This is a genomic window from Asaia sp. A2 (assembly GCF_057319415.1).
This window is the reverse complement of record NZ_JBXWTO010000014.1, coordinates 1-20,247: the sequence shown is the minus strand read 5'-3', so window position 1 is coordinate 20,247 and position 20,247 is coordinate 1. Positions and strand designations below refer to the sequence as shown.

Here is a 20,247-nt window from a genome sequence, read left to right as displayed (position 1 = left end):
CGCGCCGGGGACATGCGCATCGTCACATCATGCCGCGTTGAGTCAGTGCCTTGCGCATGGTGCCGAGCATGAAGCGGGTGGAGTCCTCTGCCCTGTCTTCCCAGGCAAACACGCAGGAAGAGAGAACCCCGTCAAAACGGATCTCGGCTAGCGTGTCGAAGAACGTGGCCCAGTCGATTTCGCCCTGACCAATATCAAGATGCTGGTGCACCCGCACCTTTGCGCCTGGCGGGTTGACGATGTAGCGCAGCTCTGACGACTTGCGGTGGTCGAATGTATCGGCCACCCGGATATGCACCAGAATATCGGCCGCCTCACGCAACATGGCCGCCATGTCCTCACCGTAGAAAAAGGTGTGCGGCACGATGTAGGACATCCTGACCGCGTCCGAGCCGATATTGCGGATGATATCGATGGCCGGATGAAAGGTCTCGACCCAGTCTTCCGGATGGGGTTCGAGAGAGAGCGTAATGCCCGAGCGTTCCAGCAGGGGCACCAGATCATCCATCGAGCGCCAGAAAGCGGCTTCACAGGTTTCGGGCGTGGCGACGCCGGGCGGCAGGCCGGCTGCGCGTTCGGGCGAGGTGCCGCGACCGAACTCGGACACCATGATCCTGCATTCCATCTCCGAGGCAATCTCGATGGCGCGGCGCCAGTAGCGCATGGCGGCCTGACGTTCTTCCTCGATCGGGCTGGACCAGCGATACATGGGCTGAAGCGTGGTGAGCTCGGTTCCGTTATCGCGCAGCGCTTTCTTGAAGTCGCGTACGCGTTGGGACGTGGCGCGCGGCATCACCCACCAGTCCAGAAAATCGGCACGGGGCGAGAGCTCGATGCCATCAAATCCGTATCCCGCCGTTGCGCGGGCGATATCGGGCAAAGAGAGATGGCGCTGCATATAGGGGTCAAGAACCAGTTTCACCTTTGGGCTCCTCCTTCAGGACGAACCCGCTCTGGCCGCTTGCTCCCTTGCATACGGAGGTGAGAAGCCTGTGTGAGCGTCGGGTTCGACTGCGAGACACTAGGCAGAATGCCTGTCGCGGCAGGATGAAAAACTGATTGAAAACCATCATTTTTCACGCCGGGTGCCATGCGGTGCGCGTGTTATGTTGGGAAACCGCCAGTGAGGCATGTCGGCCTCACGAGGGATTTATCCCGAGGGCGCGCCGATGAGCCCTTATCGGCGCCTCCGGTGTAACGACCAGCGCCGCTGATGAAGCGCTGATCATTATGGAACGAGTGTCTGATCCTGTTCGACGAAAGTCGGTGTTGCAGCGGTCAGGTTCAGCGGCGTGTCTGGATATCGGGCCCGTTATACTGGCCACTGCCCATGACGCCGCCCGGACCGGGCCGGTTGACCGGGGGTGATACCAGCGAGTCAGGCCAGGCAGGTTCTTCGGGTGCGCCGGGTACGATGGCGGTGCGACCGCGTGGCAGGGCTTGCGGCAGTTCCTCACGCAGACGCTTGAGCAGGCGCTCACGCAGGTCGCAGCAGAGATTCCACATGCCATTGGCGTCAACAGCACCCGCAATGAGGCGGATGGAGATCACCTGTGCATTGCTGTCAGCCACCTGACAGCCAACGGAACTCATGTCGCGGTCCCAGTCGGGTGATTTTTCCAGTTCCTCGTGGAAGAGGCGACGGACCTCATCAACCGGGGTTTGGTAGTCAAGCCACAAAAACAGCGAGCCGATGAGCGAGGGGGAGCTGTGCGTCCAGTTCTGGAAAGGATTTTCAAGAAAATAGGCAATGGGGACAATGTAGCGTCGGCGATCCCATGTACGCAGTACGACATAGGTCGCGTTGATCTCTTCCACATAGGCCCAGTCACCATTGAGAATCAGCATATCCTCCATGCGTATGGGCTGGGTAATGGCAATCTGGATGCCTGCAATAAGGTTGGACAGGGCAGGACGGGCCGAGAGACCGACGACCAGTGAGGCGGCACCTGCCGAGGCGAACAGCGACACGCCATACTGACGCACGGATTCAAACACCATGAGCGCGGCACCCACGGTGATCACCCCGCAGGTGATCTCGATCAGGCGGCGCAGGATGCGGATCTGGGTCTGATGCGAGCGAACCGTGATGTCATCCACATGCTCGCGGTTGGCGATGCGATCGAGATATTTGTCAGTGCCGAAGCGGAACGCCTTGATCAGCCCGAAACCGATGGTGATGATCACGGCAAAAGCGAAGAAATGCGCCAGAAACTGGATGGTGGTGGGGGCAAAACCCGTCGTGGCAGGCAGGGCCGCAGAGGCCGCCACGATCATCAGCAACAGCCGCACATGGTTTTGCAGCCTGGCGATTGTCTCGTGGATGAAGGCGATGCGACGCAAACCCGGCAGACGTGGTAGCGCCTCAGTGATCAGGCGGCTGAAAAGCAGGGCAATGAGCGCGGCAGCAACGAGCAGAAGCGTTGAAGCCACTGATGGCGGGAGCCAGTCGAACCATGCGAGGACCCTCGACATGGAGTGCACATAGTCTTGCTTGATCACAGGCTTTCCTTCTTCTCTCGGGGCGACAGGGTGTTCTGCTATCACGTTGCCGTGATGTCGCAAAACCGACGCATGAGAGGGTTAACCCCTGATGTCGCCTGCGTTTCCCATGAAAGAGCGGTAAGGAAAGGCGTGCAGGTGACGACGGCGCCCGGATGGGAAGCGCCGCTGCAGCCTTGCGCCTGTGCGTTAAACCTCCGGACGTGAGGCCAGACGTCGAGCCAGCAATGTACACACGAAAAGCTGGATCTGGTGATACATCATGAGTGGCAGCACGACCGTGCCGACCACGGACATCGGAAACAGGATATTGGCCATCGGCACACCGGTGGCGAGCGACTTCTTCGAGCCGCAGAGCATGAGCGAGATACTGCTTTCTTCCGAAAAGCCAAGTGCGCGGCCCATCAGGCGCGACAGGAACAGAACCAGCCCCAGAAGCACGATATCGAGCCCGGCGGTCAGGGCAAGATCCGGCAGCGATACGCGATGCCAGATTCCTTCCACCACGGCATGGCTGAACGCCGTATAGACCACGAGCACGATGGAGCCGCGATCGCTGAGCGAGAGCAGTTTCTTGTTGCGGTGTGCCCAGGTTCCAAGGCGCTTGTGCAGCAATTGACCGATGCCGAAGGGCAGCAGAAGCTGGGTTGCGATATCCACGATGGCATGGGCCGACCAGATATTGCCTTTCTGCACGATCAGCCCAACCAGAACAGGCGTGGCCACGATACCGAGCAGGTTTGACAGGGTGGCAGCACAGATCGAGGCAGGCACATTGCCTCTCGCGATAGAGGTCAGCGCAATCGAGCTCTGCACGGTTGAGGGCAGGCAGCACAGAAAAAGCACCCCATGCCACATATCGGGCTTGAGCAGACCCGGCATGAGGGCATGAAGCACAAGGCCCAGCAGGGGAAAAAGCAGAAACGTGCAGGACAGCACGCTGCCCTGAAGCCGCCAGTCACGTACGCTTTCCAGCACGGCCTCGGGTTTGAGCCTTGCGCCCTGGAGGAAGAACATCAGGGCGATGAGCAATGTGGTCAGTTTCGACAGGATGACCGCCACAGGTCCCGAGCAGGGGAGGAAGGTGGCCAGCACGATGGCGGCGATCAGACTGAGCAGAAAGGGGTCGAGTTTGCGCATGGTGAGCGATTTCCACCGCAACACCCTTCTTTGGCAAGAGGGAGAAAACGCCCCGGGCATCTGAAGGGAAATGCAGGTCATGCCTGTTATGCTTCAGAGTGGTGCGGGGCGCCCTCCTCCAAAGCGATTGTCCCAAGCAGGAACCGTGCAACGCGCAAGGCTGAAGGCCTTGAGAATGACGGTTCTGTAAGGTTTGGACAAAAGCAGGAAAGGGTCATTATTATGATTTTGATGTATAATTATATATTATTCATATTGTAATAGTAAAATATAGCTTTTGTCATGTTTATATTTTTAATATTATTTGGGTATCGTGCGGGCGATATTACGAAAAGACAACCATTCTGCGGGTGATGTGTCTTTGCGGCTCTGGTAAGAGTGAGGGCTTACGCCTCACCAAGATATTATCGACAGCCCATGATCAAAAGTATCCCCGGTTTCTTCAAGGTCTCAACGCTCTTCGATCTGTTCGAGGAATGCGCCATGCTGATTCTCACGCTCTGCGTCATGGCCGTGGCGACGCTTGGGCTTGTGCATGTCGTCTATGCTGTTTTCGAGATGGTGCGCTCGGCAACGCTGGTTCCATCCAACCCGGCTGTCCTCCAATCGCTGTTCGGCCTTTGCTTTACAGTGCTGATTGCGCTGGAGTTCAAACATTCCATTCTCGTTGCACCGGATACACCGTCTCACAGCCTGGTCAGGATGCGTTCCGTACTGCTGATCGGCATGATGGCAACAGTGCGCAAATTCATCGTGCTTGACCTGAGCGCGGTGGATGTCATGGGGGTTCTGGCGTTGTCGGCCTCGGTCTTGTCTCTCGGTATCTGCTACTGGCTGGTACGTAGCCGCAAACCTGTTGCCGATAGTGCAGCACCCGGCGTCATGATTCCCGATGCTGTCGCGCTCGTCGGGCCACCGGGGGCGGGTCATAACGGCTCGACGCACGAGACAGTCTGAGCCTTTCCATCGCTGCGATGCGGTCGACCGGCCCTCGCTTTGTCGTCTCAGCCCTGTTCACTATCTACAACACACAGCCTAGAGTCCCCTATGCGATGCAGGATGTGCGACGGTTGTTCTAGCCCGGAAGTCCGATCCCGCGCAGGGTAGGGGGGCGAGCTTGCGGGCGCAGGCCGTGACACGAAAAGTCGGGCAGAGGGATTGATCGCCATGACAGGAACGCCTTCTGACAAGCCTGCTCGTTTTGGTGACGAGGCTGCGTCTGACAGATCTCCTGATGACCGCATCACAATTCTCTCGACCCGGCTGCTGGCCAATGACTGGGGCGTTTTGACACGTTACACACTGAGCTACCGGCGTAGGAGCGGCACGACTCAGGTCTTCACACGAGAGACGTATGATCGTGGCGATGGGGCCGCGATCCTGCTTTACGATGAGGAGAGGCAGGTGGTCCTGCTTACCCGACAGTTCCGATTTCCAGCGTATGTCACAGGGCATCGTGAGGATCTGATTGAGGTTTGCGGCGGCCTGCTCGATCACGATGACCCGGCTACCGCCATGCGCCGTGAGGTTGGTGAGGAAATGGGGGTCGAGATTGGTGAGATAACCCCCATAGGGTGCTATTATATGAGCCCGGGATCAGTGACCGAGCGCATCCATTTCTTCACCGGGGCTTACAGGCCCGGGATGCGGATCGGGCCGGGCGGCGGCCTGGAGGGGGAGGGCGAGGAAATCGACGTGATGGAAGTCGCGTTCCCTGAAGCCCTGCGCATGATCGATGACGGACGTATTCTGGATGCCAAGACGATCCTGCTTTTACAGCATGCGGCAATTAAGGGTCTTCTGAGCGTTCGAGGCGCAGGGCGATAGGGTGGTTTCCGGCTCGGCGGCTGACCCGATGATAACGGACCAATGGGCATATCCTGACACAACCCTGTGATAGCCTGTCTTAACTGCTGACAAGCAAAAGACGATGACTTACAAAACGAAAGATAGGTTTTCGTTTTGAAAGATTCTTGACCATGTCGATGGGCGTGAACAGCGCGACTCTCAAACGCCGTCTGGGAATTGTCGATGCCGTAAGGCGCGCCGGATTCATACGGACTGAGGCGCTGGCAAGCCAGTTCGACGTCTCCATGGTGACGATAAGGTCGGATCTCGCCTATCTGCAAAGTCAGAATCTCGTCATCAGAACAAATGGCGGTGCCCAGCCGGCTCACGATTATGCTGTCGATGCACCTCTGGATGAGGGGCCTACCCTGTATGAGGCCCGGGCCCTGGCACGTGCTGTCGCTTTCAGGCTCAAGCCGGGGCAGTGCGTTTTCCTGGATAACACCCAGGCCGCTTCTTTCGTGCCGGTCTATGCGACGGCCGAAAACCTGCGTTTTGTCGTCAACAGCTTCGAAACCTACCATATGGCGAGCCGGACCAGCGATGCGGCGGTCTCGTTGCTTGGGGGCGAGTATGACCGGCTGGGATATCCGCTGATCAGCCCCGCTGCCGATCATGCCCTGTCTTTCTATGATCTGGATCTTGCGGTCATTTCGGCAGCCCAGATCAGCAAGCGGGGTTTCACCTGTCTCGATCAGACGGGCAGCTGTCTGGAGAGCGCGATCATCAGGGCGCGGCAGGTCTTTTTGCTGACTGACCGTCTCGATCGGTCGGACGAGGGCGGTCATGTTCTGGCCTGGCGCAAAACCGTGTCGGTTCTGCATGGGGGCACACCGCCCGATGGCGCGGTGCTGTGCGAGGACTGGTCTGTTTTTGCAGATGACACCTCTCCCTCCGGCTGAGCGCCCCGCTGGGCCCCTTTTCTCACCTTCCGTTTTCCCCTTCGATGGATAACCGATCATGGCATCCAGTTTTCTGATGGACCAGTCCCCGGACGCGCCGCGTTGCATCATCACAATCGGTGAGATTGTGGTCGAGATCATGGCCGAGACCCAGGGGACGGGTTTTCTTGAACCGATGGCCCTCAAGGGGCCTTACCCTTCGGGCGCACCGGCGATTTTCATTGATCAGGTCGCTCGTCTGGGTGTGGAGTGCGGTATCGTCTCGGCGGTCGGGCGTGATGATTTCGGTACGCTCAATATCGAGCGCCTGAGGCGTGATGGTGTGGATGTTTCTGCCATTCTCAGCGTGGACAGTTTTGCGACAGGCAGTGCGTTTGTGCGCTACCGGCCCGATGGCAGTCGCGATTTCGTCTATAACATCCGTCAGTCTGCCTGCTCGCAAACGGGTCTTCACGAGGCAGCGCGTGGACTGATCAAGCGCGCGACCCATGTCCATGTCATGGGGTCCTCACTGTTTTCCTTCCCGATCATCGATGCCGTGACGACCGCTGTGCATCAGGTCAAGGCGCAGGGTGGAACCGTTTCATTCGACCCGAATATCCGCAAGGAGATGCTCAACATCCCCGATATGCGGGCAGCCCTACAATTGATGCTTCAGGAATGCGACATCTTCCTGCCAAGCGGTCCCGAACTGCTCCTGTTCAGTAGTGGTACCACGCAGGAGGCCGCCATTGCCGAGATCCTCGACATGGGCGTTTCTGAAATCGTGCTCAAACAGGGCAGTGAGGGCGCGACCTGCTTTTGTGCCGACAAGACCGTCCACGGTGCGCCGTTCCAAGCGCAGGAAATCGACCCGACAGGCGCGGGCGACTGCTTTGGCGCGACCTATGTCACATGCCGCCTGCTCGGCAAGACGCGCGAAGACTCGCTGCGCTATGCCTGTGCCTCCGGGGCGAGGGCCGTTTCGTTTTTCGGCCCGATGGAAGGTACGTCCGATTTCGCGGCGCTCGATCAGCTCATTGCAGGCCAGAAAACGGGAGAAAAAGCATGACCGGTTCGCTCATCTCGACATTGCGGGCGCGTTTCGACCAGGGCGACAAGACAGCTGTCACCTCGGTATGCTCGGCTCATCCGCTTGTCATTGAGGCCGCCCTTCTTCATGCGGCATCGCATGGCAAGGCTGTACTGATTGAGGCGACCTGCAATCAGGTCAATCAGGATGGCGGTTATACCGGCATGACGCCCGTCGATTTTCGCGATTACGTATACGGTATCGCCGATCGGCTGGGTTTTGCGCGTGAGCAGATCATTCTGGGCGGCGATCATCTCGGTCCCAATCCGTGGAAGTCGCTTCCGGCAGAACAAGCCCTGCAAAAAGCTTCCGACATGATTGCGGCTTTTGCCGAGGCGGGATTTACCAAGCTGCATCTCGACGCCAGCATGGGTTGCAAGGGTGAGGCCGAGCATCTGCCTGATGCCATTGTGGCAGAGCGGGCCGTGATGCTGGCCAAGCGGGCTGAATCCGTCGCATCGGGGCGGCCCGTCTATGTGATCGGTACGGAAATTCCCACACCGGGCGGGGCGACCGAAGCCCTCGATCACGTTACGCCTACCACACCGGAAGCGGTTCGTGCGACCTATCAGGTGCATGAAAAAGCCTTTCGCGAGGCGGTGCCCGAGGCCTGGTCGCGCGTGATCGGCATCGTGGTGCAGCCCGGTGTGGAGTTTGGCCATGAGGATGTGGTCATTTATCAGCCCGAGCAGGCCAGCGCGCTTGTTGCGACATTAGCGCGTCTGCCGGGACTGGTTTTTGAGGCGCACTCAACCGACTATCAGCCGGGCACGGCGCTGGCCCGACTGAAGCAGGACGGGTTCTGTATCCTGAAGGTTGGGCCGGAGCTGAGCTTTGCCCTGCGTGAAACGCTTTACGGGCTGGATGCCATACGTGGCTTCATCGACCCGCAGGCGGTCTCGCTGGTCGGGACGATGGAAAAGACCATGCTCGATGCGCCCGCCAACTGGCAGAGCCATTATCATGGCGATGCGATGGAGCAGCGTATCCTGCGTCATTTCAGCTATAGCGATCGCATCCGCTATTACTGGCCCGAACCTGCCGCCGAACAGGCCGTGACGGCGCTGATCCAGTCGCTGGAACAGGTATCCATTCCTGAAACCATGATCAGCCAGTATCTGCCGCGGCTTTTCGAACGCGTGAAATCGGGTGCGCTTGCGGCCGAGCCTCAGGCTCTTCTGATCCAGTCGGTTCGCGACGTGCTCGAACGTTACGAGACGCTTTGAACCGTGCGCCCAGCGGCGGGGTCCCGAGAGACAAGGTCCCCGCAAGGCCAGCACGGCCTGTCTGACTTTTCCTGACGTAACTGACCCATCCGTCATCATCCGATGACCATAGGAATCACGACATGAATGCTACCCCCGCCCCTCAGGGCAAGCCATTGCAGGATCGTGTTGCGCTCATTACGGGTGCCGCACGCGGTATCGGGCGCGCTCTTGCCGAGCGCTATGCACGCGAAGGTGCGCGCGTTGTTATCGGTGACCTGAATGAGGCGGGAGCGATCAGCGCCGCTGCCGAACTCGGTACCGATCATCTTGGCGTTGTGCTCGATGTAACCCGACAGGAGTCCATTGACGCCGCGCTTGCGGCCATTATCACGCGTTATGGCCGTATCGATATTCTGGTCAATAATGCCGGTCTGTTCGATCTCGCTCCGACTGTCGAGATCACGCGTGAAAGCTATCATCGCGTGTTTGCCGTCAATGTCGAAGGGCTGCTTTTCACGCTTCAGGCGGTCGCACGCCAGATGATCGCGCAGGGTCATGGCGGCAAGATCATCAATTTTGCCTCGCAGGCCGGGCGCCGCGGTGAGCCACTGGTGGCGATCTACTGCGCCTCGAAGGCAGCCGTGATTTCTCTTACCCAGAGCACCGGGCTCGATCTCATCAAATACGGCATCAACGTCAATGCCATTGCACCGGGTGTGGTCGATAACGAGCACTGGGATGATGTAGACCGCCGCTTTGCCCAGTATGAGAACCTGCCTCTTGGTGAAAAGAAGCGGATCGTCGGCGCATCTGTACCGTTCGGGCGTATGGCGCGTCCTGACGAGATCGGCGGGCTTGCGGTGTTTCTGGCCTCGAAGGATGCCGATTATATCGTCTCGCAAACCTATAATATCGACGGCGGCAACTGGATGAGCTGAGACGCCGGCTACCACGATACATGGCTGTCTAGGCTCGGAATCTGATGATTTGAATACGGATATGTGCTTCAGGCTCAGTGATGAGGCTAGGCTGAGGCTGAGCGATCTGCTTTGGCTGACGGAGGACCAAATGGAGCATGTGCGGCTGTTCTTTTCCAGAAGTCACGGCAAGTCATCGCGTTGATGATCGCTATGTGCTGAGCGGGATCATTTTTGTGAACCGCAATGGTCTGCGCTGGCATGATGCGCCGCGGGAATACGGTCCACACAAGACGCTCTACAATCGCTGGAAGCGTTGGGGCGACGTGGGTATTTTCATACGGATGATGGATGGCTTGTCTGCAGCAAGAGCCGAGCCTCAGACGTTCATGCTTGATGCGACGTATCTCAAGGCGCACCGCACGGCTTCGAGCCTGCGGCTAAAAAAGGGGACTCAGGCCGCCTGATCGTTCGGTACAGCGGTCCAAATTCCTAGTGATCATGAGACTGTCCTGGCGTCAGGATGAAAGCGAGCAGCAGCCCCGGGCGTCGCAGCGGGCATGGAGTTTGGTTGTGAACCCTCCCCGCGATTGGCCGAGCACCTCGGTCGGCCCAGCATCTTTTTTATCCGGGCAGCGTAGTGATGGGCCCGGGCTACGGTGCTGTCGATCATGTCTGCCGATCGGTCGCGGCCAACCAGCTTCGCCAGCGTCTCCAGCCGCGCATTGAATACACCCTGCTCGACCCAGTGGCGATAGCGCCGGAATAAGGTGTTCCACCTGCCGTAGCAGGGCGGAAGACAACGCCATTGCGCGCCTGTCCGCGCCATCCACCTCATGCCGTCGAGGAACCGCCGATTGTCACCAGTCGGACGGCAGCCACGTCCCGTCTCAGCTGGCAGCAGCGGGCCAATCAACGCCCGCTCCGCATCCGTCGCCCGATCGTCTCGTCCAATGCCGCCTTCAAATGGCAGCGTTGGGTCAATTCTGCGCACCCGCGTCAAGCTTTGTCCACAAGCGCTAGCGACAATGTGCATGATGACATCCCGAGCCGCCCGCACTCGGGATGTCATCTCAAGTCAGATCACCACCATTTTGGGAATCCCCAGCGATCCATTCAGAGCAGGAAACGCTCTAACCGGCAGGCCAATGCCGCGCCCTGACGTATCGCGGCTGTCAGTATGCGCACCCATCTGCAGACCCTGGCCTATGTCGTGAAAAGAACCGCAGACGTAGAAACCAGCGCGAGATTATCCGATGCCCCAAACGATAAATCGTTCGAGAATTTTCATCGCCTCGTGTCAACCTGCGCGCACGCAATCAGCCACTCGGCGAATAAAGGAGCTTAAGCACCGAACAGGCGGACGGAAGCGACAGATCTTTCGACCCGCACTTCCGTTGTTTGATCAGATGAACGGGCTACGCGCCTGGATGAGCCTGGAACCGTATTTTCTTAGGCAGAGAGAGCGTAAAGTCCTGAGGGCTCATTCATACGGCTTAGGGAGGCCAAGTCGGCTGCGACTTCAATCCATAGTATGCCCGGCGTACTGCACGCGTCAGCGGGGATCTTTACCGAGGCATTCTCTTTCGTCCACCGACAGTAACTGAGCTCAAGATCGTGCCATCCAGAGATCTCACTCGCCGTGAGGTGATCGGTCAAGCTCACGGTAGCAGCACTTCCGTAGTAAACCATCGACCCGATAAGATAACCAAGATAGCGTCTGTCATCGTAGAAAGGGCCGATCACATCACAAGGGCGCTGTGTCTCACAACTCAATATGACCTCATTTGCCCCTGCTGGTAAGTTGAACTTGAGGTGCGTCCCATGCCTCTCGCCGAAGATCCGTTCTGGGCGACCATTTACCCTGATTGTGAGTGGCTCAAAGGTGGGCGTTTGTCTGCTTAGACAAGCCTTGACAGAGTTTTTTGGCGCCAACGCTACAATGCGGTCGTATATTGCCCGAACAAAGCTTGGATCAGTGTTTAACGGAAGCGCATGAGCTCCATTTTTGTAAAAGCTCTCACTTTCGGTACCATTTGCGATAATGATCGAGTGCTGCTCGAGTTCAAGGTGAAAAAAATCGTAGGTCGTCTCGGTATTATTATATCGGATCGTTTGTCCATTGACGAGTGTACGTATTGGGATGAGATTTCCGTCAAATGCAAAGCAATGATCTGAAGTAATATTGAGTTCTGCATTTGGACTATTGTTACCAAAGGCATTTGCTTCGATCACGACTGGCAGATAGGCCGCGTCGGGCGGGAGATTTGCAGCAAGCCTCGTATTTACTCTTCCACTCTTTACGGCAATCAAAGCACGCTCCTTCAGGAGGTTGCCTTCGACTACCATTATCATGTCACCGGACTGGAGAGCCTCGACGGCGACCTCACCTCTTGAAGTCAGAATCATGGCGCCACGAAGAAAACAGGGCGCATCATCAAGATAGGTAACACCCTGCATACCGGGGAAGGCCGTAGCCTTCGATGCAAATTTCGTCGGGTCGTATCCAAGTCCGATATTGACGGTATGTGAGTAGGATGTGCTTGTGATCGTGAGATTACCGGTTTCAGGGTCATAAACCCAGGTGTCCGCATCGGCAGTGAACGGAACATCAATGACATCGCCTTTGCCAAACCCAGTGATTTTCACATTGGAGACCGTGTTTGTGATGCGTAGCGCCAGATAATTACCACCGCCCATCATGTTTATTGTCACGTTCGACAGGTCCATATAAACGGCGAGATCTGAACCATTCATATTTATAGTCTGACCTCCCGTAATAGATCCAACCATACATGCATTGAAATTATCAATATTGCCGACCAATCTTGAGTTAACAAGATTTAGAGTACCACTTCCTTCTATGACACTGTTCGCGTCACCCGAGAACATAACCAGGTCTTTAATCGTAAGAGTGCCATCATTATGCGTCGTATTGATGAAGTTAACGAAAGATGTGCCGTCATACGCCCCACTTCCTGTGAGCGTTGCACTTCCTGTCGGTGTGATGGTGGGCTGAGTATAGCTTCCAATTGTCTGGTAACCATACCCAAAATACATGGTAGATATTGGGAAGTTCATATTGACGTTTAAGTCACCGCTGACAATCATTGGACCATCAGGTGCTGAAGGCCAATCCTGATTGCACAATAGCCCTCCGGCGCTACCTGCAGAGGCCGCCGGTGTCAGGAACTGCACGTCGATAGTTTTCGTATCACCATAGGCAACAGTGCCATCCGCCCACGGATTCGCACCACTGATCTGAGAATAAGACGATGCCATAACTCACACCTAATTTTATCGTTGTTTCTTACTAAACTGTTAATTTATCATAAATGTTTATACAATAAAACCAGTGTAACTATAGATTCATATATTTCATATTATATACGAAATGATGTTAGCAAAAATTATCACTATTCAATTATAATATGAATTTATATTGCATTGTGCGAGTCGATAATGCCACATTAAGGCTGGCGTGATAGACACAGGCGATGGGGGCGTCCTGTGTGATCTATAAACGGCATAGTTTCCCGCATAGGCTGATTGTCCATGAGAGATGGTCCCGTTTCTTTGGGCAAGTTTGCGGGCCTGATAAGCTATAATCGGCCGTTGTCATGCCGCCTGTTTGACGGCGTGGCTGTTGCTATTGGCCATCAGGTCCTGGGTTAACTCCGGGCCCAGTCGCATCCGCACGTCATGATACGCCTCATCGGGCGTGCATCCAGCCAATGCCCAACGCGGACACTGCCCGTTGTAATGCACGATCCATGGGCGTGAGCCCCGCCCGCGGTTCCGAAGCGGTCTCAAACACGTGCAGAGAGGCTCATCCATATTTCAGCGACCGCCCGCCACAGGCGCTCGATGAACACGTTGTCCAGCCCGCGTCCGCGCCCGTCCATGCTGATAAGGATTGAACGCGCATCCGGCACATCCATAAACCGGGGCGTCGTGAATTGTGACTCCTGATCCGTGTCGAAGGTCTACGGTGCACCGTAGCGGATCGGAACTTCCTGCAGTGCCACGATGAAAAATTTCGCATCCATCATGTTCGCCCAGAAAACAGGACCCATGAATGGGGCTCAGATAGTGATCCCTCTACCGGTTATATTGCGTAACTTCTCCGGGGTAGGGATCTGCGCGCATCTGGGTAGAACGCATGATCGGTCCACGTCACAAATAAACCTCGCGGTGATCCCCCCCTGATTGCAGAGGGCACTGTACCGGTCAGGCAGGACGCACCGCGCTCCCCTGGCGGGCCAGCCGCATCAACACGATTGTCAGGCCGAGCGCCACTAAGGCCACGCCCCAGTTGACGGCATCGGTCTGTCCGCCCCTGAGTAGAACGATGGCTGCCAGCGCCGCATGGGCGAGCGTTGCCAGCCAGAGCATGAGGGACTCGCCCCATGCGAAGGGCAACGCACCCAGCATCATCACCCAGAAAACGCCGTGATAGAGCCGGAACGCCCCGCCTTCACTCAATGGGTGCGGAAGCACCAGCGAGACACAAAGCAGGAGGGCAATGGCCGTCATACAGCCCGTGCAGCAACCGGTCGTCAGGCGGGACAGAAAGCGGGTGCTGCGCGTGTCTGTCAGGCACCCTGTGGCCTTCTCCTTGCGTCGCCGCACCGCAATCCAGAGCTTGCTGCCGGTATAGAAAAGAAACGCCCCGGCAAAACCGAGAACGAGATAGGTCCAGCGTATCGGGGCACCCCCGTAGCTGCCAAAATGCAGGGCAAAGAAACTGGTCAGTGCTGCAAACCCTGCCGACTGGTACCCCGGCAGATAAGCGCTCCACAGGATTTGGCCCGTATAGGGGTCGAGTGTTGCAAATCCGCTGGTGGGACCTCGCATGACATGGGCGGGATCATGCCCCGAGACGCGCAAGACCGCGCCTGAACCGGACGGCCCACCAGGGCGCGTGGAATAATCGAGCGTGTCAGGCACGAAACCCGGAGCAGTCTGGGCCAGACGCGCCAGTATTTCCGCCGGAGCCAGCAACACGGCCCCCACTCCCGCATGAGGCTGTGCAACCATGCCGCCCATGCCCCGACCACCACCATGCCCCGCCCCATGATGACCATGTGCGCTCGAACTCTGGGCATGGGAGAGAAACTCACCCTGCACCGTAAAAATCACGTCGTGAAAGGCAAAGACAACCGATGTCAGGGCCATGACGATGTGAAACGGCAAGGAACAGAACCCGAGCAGATTATGCAGGTCCAGCCATTTGCGTCTGACGCTCCCCACCAGCCGCACGGCAAAAAGCGCCCGTGCCAGTGCCGGGATGAAAACGATGGTGCCTGACACCAGAGCCAGCGCATAGGCCAGCGCAATAAATCCCATCACGATCATGGCGGGCTCGTGCGGCAAGGGTAGCCCCATGCGCTGATGAACCGTGTCGATCAGCTGGGCGACGGGCGAGGGTTTATGCGTTGTGGTCACAAGACCGCCCTGCGCATCGAGCGCCGCGAGCATCATGGCCGATGACCCGTGGCCATGACGCCCTTCGCCCAGTGGCCATACCAGACGCGCCGGATGGGCGGCATCGGGGCTCACGACAATGCTGTATTGGCGCCGTGCCTCAGGATAGACGGCAAAGGCCTTGTCGAGCAGATCCGGAACATGTTCGATGGAGACGGCAGCAGGCAGGTCGGGCCGTGGTGTCAACCAGGATTCGAGCGTTGGCTCGAACATGCTGATGGCGCCCGCGTAAAAGGCGATGAACAGGAACAGGCCTGCCACCACACCGACCCAGCTATGAACCTCACGATAGACCGCCACGATATCAGCGCGCAGTTTCATGGCTGCTCACCCCCGAAAAACCCGGCAAGCAGCGTGTTGGCCAGCCATAGCAGACAGGCAATCCAGCCAAGGCCGAACCATGCCCCCAGGCCTGAGCGAAACAGGAAGCACAGGCTGAGACAGATCACCCAGAGCAGCGCCGCCCCCCACATGAGAAACTGCGATGAGAGCATCATCGGGTTGCCTGTCGCGCCACAGAGATGTCCGGCCAGAACCATCGCCCCCAGTGCCAATGCAGCACCGGGAATCAAACCGGCCAGCGTCTTGGCGAGCCAGCGACGGTTATCGAGTTTCGCAGCCTTCATGGGCGCGCGCCCTTTCGCGCATGAAGCGCAACCCCAAGGGGGAGCAGACTGAGCACGAGCATCAGCAGTGCCACTGTCATGAAAACCCCGACAAGCCAGTCAGTCGCTGCCACAAACCCGACCAGCGAGAGTACCGAGAACAATGCGCCAGCCCCAAGGCAGAGGCGCGATGGGGGGCGTACCTGACACCATTGCTGTTGCCCACTGGCGAGGTAGAAAGCAGCGCCAGCGGCCACGGCCAGACAAAACCCGGCCAGGACCAGGCAGGCCGGATAAAATCCTGCAAGGCCCAACAAGCTTGCCCCGCTCACCAGCGATATTCCAGACGCATGGTCAGGCTTCTGCCCTGACCATAATAGCAGGCGGAGACCGCCGTGCAGGTCGCCACGAAGCGCTTATTGGCGATATTGCGCATGTTGAGCGAGAAAGAGAGGCCATTATAGCGGGGTCGCGCCACGCCAAAATCATAGCGCAGGAACATGTCATAGAGCGTGTAGCCGGGGATGGAGAGCGTATTGGCCGTATCGCCGTAGGAATGGCCCGTATAGCGCACGCCGCCGCCAAAACCGGCACCGCGCATCGGGCCATGCAGCAGGCGCTGATCGACAAAAAGCGAGGCCATCCATTTCGGGGCCTGAGGCATATAATTGCCGATCTGCGAAGCTGTGTTCGATTCCGTAATCTTGGCAGCGCTGCGCGTGCCGGTGAAAATAACCGCCATATCCCAAGGCAGGGTTGCGCGGCCTTCAAGTTCAAGACCACGCACGCGCATTTCACCCGTCTGCACAAGGCATGTCGCCGTGCCGCAAAGCTGACCGTTGGGCGCAGGGGTCGTCACATTCTGCTGTGTGATCTGATACCCGCCGAAAGTGACGTAAATGCTCTTCCCGTACTGATAACGCAGCCCAGCCTCATACTGGTCGCCTGTCGTCGGCTTGAAAGGCTTGTTGTCGAGTGCGGTGGAAGGATCTGACACCTGCGGCTGGAAGGACGTGGCATAGCTGAAATAGGGCGCCAGACCGATTTTGGTGCGATAGACCGCGCCAGCACGCCAAGTGAAGCGGTCATTATCGTTCAGATAGCGCTTTTTGGTCAGAATATTGAGGGTATTGTCACGCGCCCAGTCCTGACGACCGCCGACCGTAATGTAGAGATTTTCGATCTTCATCTGGTCCTGAAAATACAGACCGTTCTGCTGCGATTCCGTGGCGCCATAGACCTGCGGCGCCAGACCGGCCGAATAACCGGTCGTGCCACGCGCCACCGGGTCGAAGATATTCAGCAGGGGCAGCACAAGCGCCGAATTGACCAGATCGCGCGAGCTTTCCCAGTTTGTGTAGAAATAATCCGTGCCGAACAACAGCGTATGACGCACCATGCCTGTTCTGGCCCTGACCTCAAGCTGGGTATCTGTCGCCACACCCTGCGAGCGCCCGCGTCCTTCGACGGCACGACGATTGACGGTCTGATAGGGCACGCATCCCTTGATGCTGGTGCTGCATTTCGTCAGCGTATCACCCGAAAGTACCGTCGAGCGGTAAAGGTTATCCAGATAGGTGTAGCGCGTATTGTTGCGCAGCGTGAGGATATTGTTGAAGCGATGTTCGAGGAATGACCCCGTCAGTACCTGCGTGCGATCAAAGGTATTCCAGTCGGGCTCGCCTATGTTTTCGTCATTGCGGATATAGCGCCCCTTGGACGGCACAAGCGTGCCGGTCATGGGCAGGAACTGGAAGGTCGAGCCGCCGGTGTCACGCTGATACTGCGCCAGCAGCGTCCAGCTCGACCCCGGCGCATAGGCCCATGTCAGGCTGGGCGAGACATAATACCGCCCGCTATTCACATCATTGACCTGTGTGCCGCCATAACGGGCCACTGCAACGATCCGTCCTCGCACCGTACCGGATTTGTTGAGTTTGCCGGAGACGTCACCCGAGGCCTGACCCTGCCAGTTGCCGAGCTTGGTATAGCCGATGGTCTGAAGGAAAAACTCGCCATGCGATTTCTCGGTCGGACGCTTGGTGGTGAGATTGACGATACCACCGGGCGCGGTCTGGCCATAAAGCGCGCCAGACGGCCCTTTCAGCACCTCGATCTGCTGAAGAGCGAACGGATCGAATGATGTACGTGTCCATTGCCCGCCAGAAGGCAGACGCAGCCCATCGACAAAATTGTTGTTTGACGAGAAGCCGCCTGCTCCAAAGCCGCGTACTGAAACCTCATCCACGCGATTATCCACGCCCGAGGGCTCAGCCTGCACACCCGCCATATAGGACAGCGCATCGGCAATGGTGGGGGAAGCGCGCAGCTCGATTTCCTCACGCGTGACGATCGAGATGGTCTGCGGTGACTCGATAATGGGGGTGCGTGTCTTGGTGGTTGCTCCGGCCTGAGACAGGCCCGTGGCCGAGACGACAATGATCTCGTCAGGTTTTTTCTTTTGTGCAGCTGTCGGTTTTTTTCGCAGGATCGATTGCGGCTGTGTGTCTGCTGCCTGTGCGGTTGTGAGGGAGGTCGCGCCTGCCAGAGCCAGGGCGACAAGACCGGTGATCCTGCGCATTGTTTCAAATTCAACATCATAATGGTGGGCCAATAACTGGCGCTGAATTCGTGCAATTGCGAATCATTGTCAATTCATTAATGTCTCCCGAGTCAGGTTTCACCGATCAAGTGCAGCAATCGGGCCACACTCCTGATCTGCGGGTTTACAACGGCCTCCACCGCCTGCGCATTGCGAGATCGTATCAATTTGCGCGTCGGGCTGCTTCCGGGCGTGAAGTTCCTTCTGGCGGCTGGTACCCGTCATACCAGGTCTGGAGGCATCTCTTCAGCCAACGAGGAAAGACTTCTCATGGAGCAATGTCCCCATAATATCGCGCGAGGCGTGCATTGCCGCAACGTCAGTCAGCCTCACGCATGCGCAGCACGATAAAACCGGGCTTGCCTTTGAGGTAATCCCCCAGAGGCGTATCGACCACCTGCATCTTTGCCTTGAGTGACGAAGCATTCCGGAACAGAAGCTGGCCATTCTCCCAGATCGCCAGACCGGTATGGGTCACATCCAGTCCCGCAAGGGGGGTGTAGATCCCTATCACATCTCCTGTATGGATTTTCGACGCAACTTCAGATGTCAGGGCCTCGGGTGGCAGCCACACAATATCGCGTGGGTGGATATCAAGCCCCTGGATGAAGACGCCCCCGCCAGCACGCTGATTAAGTCTCTTATGCGTCACTCTGGCCTGCGGCGACAAAGAATGCGTGATATCCTGCGCATTATGCGGCGCAAGAGCGACCCAATCAGTCAGAAAATGACGGCGATTCAGATAGGCTACACGCCCGTCACGGTACCTGGTTCTTTTTAGCGTCGCAATGAAGTCTGTTTCATTGTTTGAAAGCGCAAGAGCACGCACAAGATCGATGAAAGTATAGCAATCAACTGCATCAAGGCGTGCGACCAACTGCTCCGTTTTCTGGGGGCCACCCACAAGCGTATTAGCAACATAAGGCGTCCCCAGGAACAACGACGAAATGTCGGTAATACGCTGGACGAAACCTGAACTGGCCGGAACTGCCGTTTCGATCTGATGCAATCGCACATGATCAACCGATATGGATGAGCTGTCCGCCGCCCACGCACACCCGAAAGTTGCGTGAGCCAGCACGGCCACGCTCGATGCCATCCAATATAGTGGTTTCAACATGATAGTGTCGCCCCTCTCTTTGAGGAAAAGCGATATCATGTCTCGCCAGAACACCCTACCGGTTCGCAAGACCAGGCCATCCGGATCAGTGTAAAACATTATAAGCATAGATTATGCAATTATTTGTAAATCGTATTTTTACAACATAAATTAATAGACAGCTGATTTCATTCAATAAATCTCATTTGCTTCAAATTTTTAAGAATAAATGGCAGTTGACGATGGTAAATTAAAGGACAATGCTATTCTATGTTTATATAAAACAACCAAGAATCGAGAATAAACATGAATACCCTCTCTGCGGGCGTATGGTCTGCCATATTCAATGGTGATTCCACAGTATATCAGAGCGGTAATGCGGTTATTTCTGGCCCGGTCTCTCTCGGAGCAAGGGTCACCCTCAACATTGCGAGTGGTGCGACGGTATCAAACATGTCAGCCGTCACAGGGGGTATTATCAATATTTCCAGCGGCGGTGCGCTTCTCAGCTCCTATATCAACAACGGCACCCTGTATCTCAGCTCGGGTGGCAACACCACCTCAAACATCTTTGACTCCACATTGACCTATGTTCAGTCAGGTGGATATTCTCTCTCCGATACCTGGAACAACGCGGGCGGAATGGGAATGGATTATTCCGTCGTCTCAAACGGCGGCGTGGTCTCCAACGCAACCATCCAGTCAGGTGGCGGGCTTCAGTTCCAGTCTGGCGCCAGTGGCAACGGAGTAATGCTATCCAGCGGCGGCAGCCTCTCCATGGATGGTGGGACTGTCAATAATTTCGTCGTCAGCAATGGCGCCTATGCTACCTCCAGCGGCATCACCTATTCCGGCATCAGCATCA

At 57.1% G+C, this 20,247-nt stretch carries 16 protein-coding genes and 3 pseudogenes; 8 read left to right on the top strand and 11 right to left on the bottom strand.

The genetic code is table 11. From position 1 onward, the window contains the following. Window positions 1-22: 22 nt before the first annotated feature. The 3 genes from ACWNRM_RS11910 to ACWNRM_RS11900 all read right to left on the bottom strand — a co-directional run bounded on the left by ACWNRM_RS11910 (window position 23) and on the right by ACWNRM_RS11900 (window position 3,642). Window positions 23-922 carry a sugar phosphate isomerase/epimerase family protein gene (locus ACWNRM_RS11910; RefSeq protein WP_485170975.1) on the bottom strand — a complete coding sequence of 300 codons (900 nt, stop codon included), beginning with the start codon at window positions 920-922 and terminating at the stop codon, window positions 23-25. A 362-nt stretch (window positions 923-1,284) separates the two neighbouring features. Beyond that, a complete protein-coding gene (locus ACWNRM_RS11905; RefSeq protein ID WP_485170974.1) occupies window positions 1,285-2,475 on the bottom strand; it encodes a mechanosensitive ion channel family protein in 1,191 nt (396 codons plus the stop codon). A 216-nt stretch (window positions 2,476-2,691) separates the two neighbouring features. After that, window positions 2,692-3,642: a bile acid:sodium symporter family protein gene (locus ACWNRM_RS11900; protein ID WP_485170973.1), complete on the bottom strand. Its 951-nt coding sequence runs from the start codon at window positions 3,640-3,642 to the stop codon at window positions 2,692-2,694. 417 nt (window positions 3,643-4,059) lie between these two features. Here ACWNRM_RS11900 and ACWNRM_RS11895 point away from each other — a divergent pair, with 417 nt between their 5' ends. The 7 genes and pseudogenes from ACWNRM_RS11895 to ACWNRM_RS11865 all read left to right on the top strand — a co-directional run. Next, complete coding sequence (locus tag ACWNRM_RS11895) at window positions 4,060-4,599, top strand: phosphate-starvation-inducible PsiE family protein (RefSeq protein WP_485170972.1); 540 nt, start codon at window positions 4,060-4,062, stop codon at window positions 4,597-4,599. Window positions 4,600-4,809: 210 nt separating this feature from the next. Then, window positions 4,810-5,469 carry an NUDIX domain-containing protein gene (locus ACWNRM_RS11890; RefSeq protein WP_485170971.1) on the top strand — a complete coding sequence of 220 codons (660 nt, stop codon included), beginning with the start codon at window positions 4,810-4,812 and terminating at the stop codon, window positions 5,467-5,469. A 152-nt stretch (window positions 5,470-5,621) separates the two neighbouring features. After that, the gene (locus tag ACWNRM_RS11885) at window positions 5,622-6,392 is read left to right on the top strand and encodes a DeoR/GlpR family DNA-binding transcription regulator (protein WP_485170970.1); all 771 of its coding nucleotides are present in this window, start codon (window positions 5,622-5,624) and stop codon (window positions 6,390-6,392) included. Between the two features lie 58 nt (window positions 6,393-6,450). Then, window positions 6,451-7,443 (top strand): tagatose kinase, encoded by a 993-nt coding sequence (locus ACWNRM_RS11880; RefSeq protein WP_485170969.1) that lies wholly within the window; start codon window positions 6,451-6,453, stop codon window positions 7,441-7,443. Next, a complete protein-coding gene (locus tag ACWNRM_RS11875) occupies window positions 7,440-8,690 on the top strand; it encodes a D-tagatose-bisphosphate aldolase, class II, non-catalytic subunit (RefSeq protein ID WP_485170968.1) in 1,251 nt (416 codons plus the stop codon). The genes ACWNRM_RS11880 and ACWNRM_RS11875 overlap by 4 nt, the downstream gene beginning before the upstream one ends. Before the next feature lie 122 nt (window positions 8,691-8,812). Further along, entirely contained in the window at window positions 8,813-9,610 is a 798-nt protein-coding gene (locus ACWNRM_RS11870; protein WP_485170967.1) for an L-iditol 2-dehydrogenase, read from the top strand. Window positions 9,611-9,707: 97 nt separating this feature from the next. Then, window positions 9,708-10,041, top strand: a pseudogene (locus ACWNRM_RS11865) (transposase); the annotation flags it as partial. A gap of 47 nt (window positions 10,042-10,088) precedes the next feature. Here ACWNRM_RS11865 and ACWNRM_RS11860 read toward each other — a convergent pair. The 8 genes and pseudogenes from ACWNRM_RS11860 to ACWNRM_RS11825 all read right to left on the bottom strand — a co-directional run bounded on the left by ACWNRM_RS11860 (window position 10,089) and on the right by ACWNRM_RS11825 (window position 19,403). Continuing rightward, a complete protein-coding gene (locus ACWNRM_RS11860; protein ID WP_485170966.1) occupies window positions 10,089-10,625 on the bottom strand; it encodes a transposase in 537 nt (178 codons plus the stop codon). A gap of 416 nt (window positions 10,626-11,041) precedes the next feature. Further along, a complete protein-coding gene (locus ACWNRM_RS11855) occupies window positions 11,042-12,871 on the bottom strand; it encodes a Hint domain-containing protein (protein ID WP_485170965.1) in 1,830 nt (609 codons plus the stop codon). 336 nt (window positions 12,872-13,207) lie between these two features. After that, window positions 13,208-13,647, bottom strand: a pseudogene (locus ACWNRM_RS11850) (integrase core domain-containing protein); the annotation flags it as partial. 172 nt (window positions 13,648-13,819) lie between these two features. Further along, a complete protein-coding gene (locus tag ACWNRM_RS11845; protein WP_485170964.1) occupies window positions 13,820-15,397 on the bottom strand; it encodes a PepSY-associated TM helix domain-containing protein in 1,578 nt (525 codons plus the stop codon). Beyond that, on the bottom strand, window positions 15,394-15,702 hold the full coding sequence (locus ACWNRM_RS11840; RefSeq protein ID WP_485170963.1) for a hypothetical protein: 309 nt from the start codon (window positions 15,700-15,702) through the stop codon (window positions 15,394-15,396). Before ACWNRM_RS11840 ends, ACWNRM_RS11845 begins: the two co-directional genes overlap by 4 nt. Continuing rightward, on the bottom strand, window positions 15,699-16,013 hold the full coding sequence (locus tag ACWNRM_RS11835; protein WP_485170962.1) for a hypothetical protein: 315 nt from the start codon (window positions 16,011-16,013) through the stop codon (window positions 15,699-15,701). The genes ACWNRM_RS11840 and ACWNRM_RS11835 overlap by 4 nt, the downstream gene beginning before the upstream one ends. Continuing rightward, window positions 16,010-18,262, bottom strand: a complete 2,253-nt coding sequence (locus ACWNRM_RS11830; RefSeq protein WP_485170961.1) for a TonB-dependent siderophore receptor — start codon at window positions 18,260-18,262, stop codon at window positions 16,010-16,012. Before ACWNRM_RS11830 ends, ACWNRM_RS11835 begins: the two co-directional genes overlap by 4 nt. A 340-nt stretch (window positions 18,263-18,602) precedes the next feature. After that, window positions 18,603-19,403, bottom strand: a complete 801-nt coding sequence (locus ACWNRM_RS11825) for a DUF1460 domain-containing protein (RefSeq protein ID WP_485172215.1) — start codon at window positions 19,401-19,403, stop codon at window positions 18,603-18,605. Window positions 19,404-19,688: 285 nt separating this feature from the next. Between ACWNRM_RS11825 and ACWNRM_RS11820 the strand changes: the two are divergent. Continuing rightward, window positions 19,689-20,247: pseudogene (locus tag ACWNRM_RS11820) on the top strand (hypothetical protein); the annotation flags it as partial.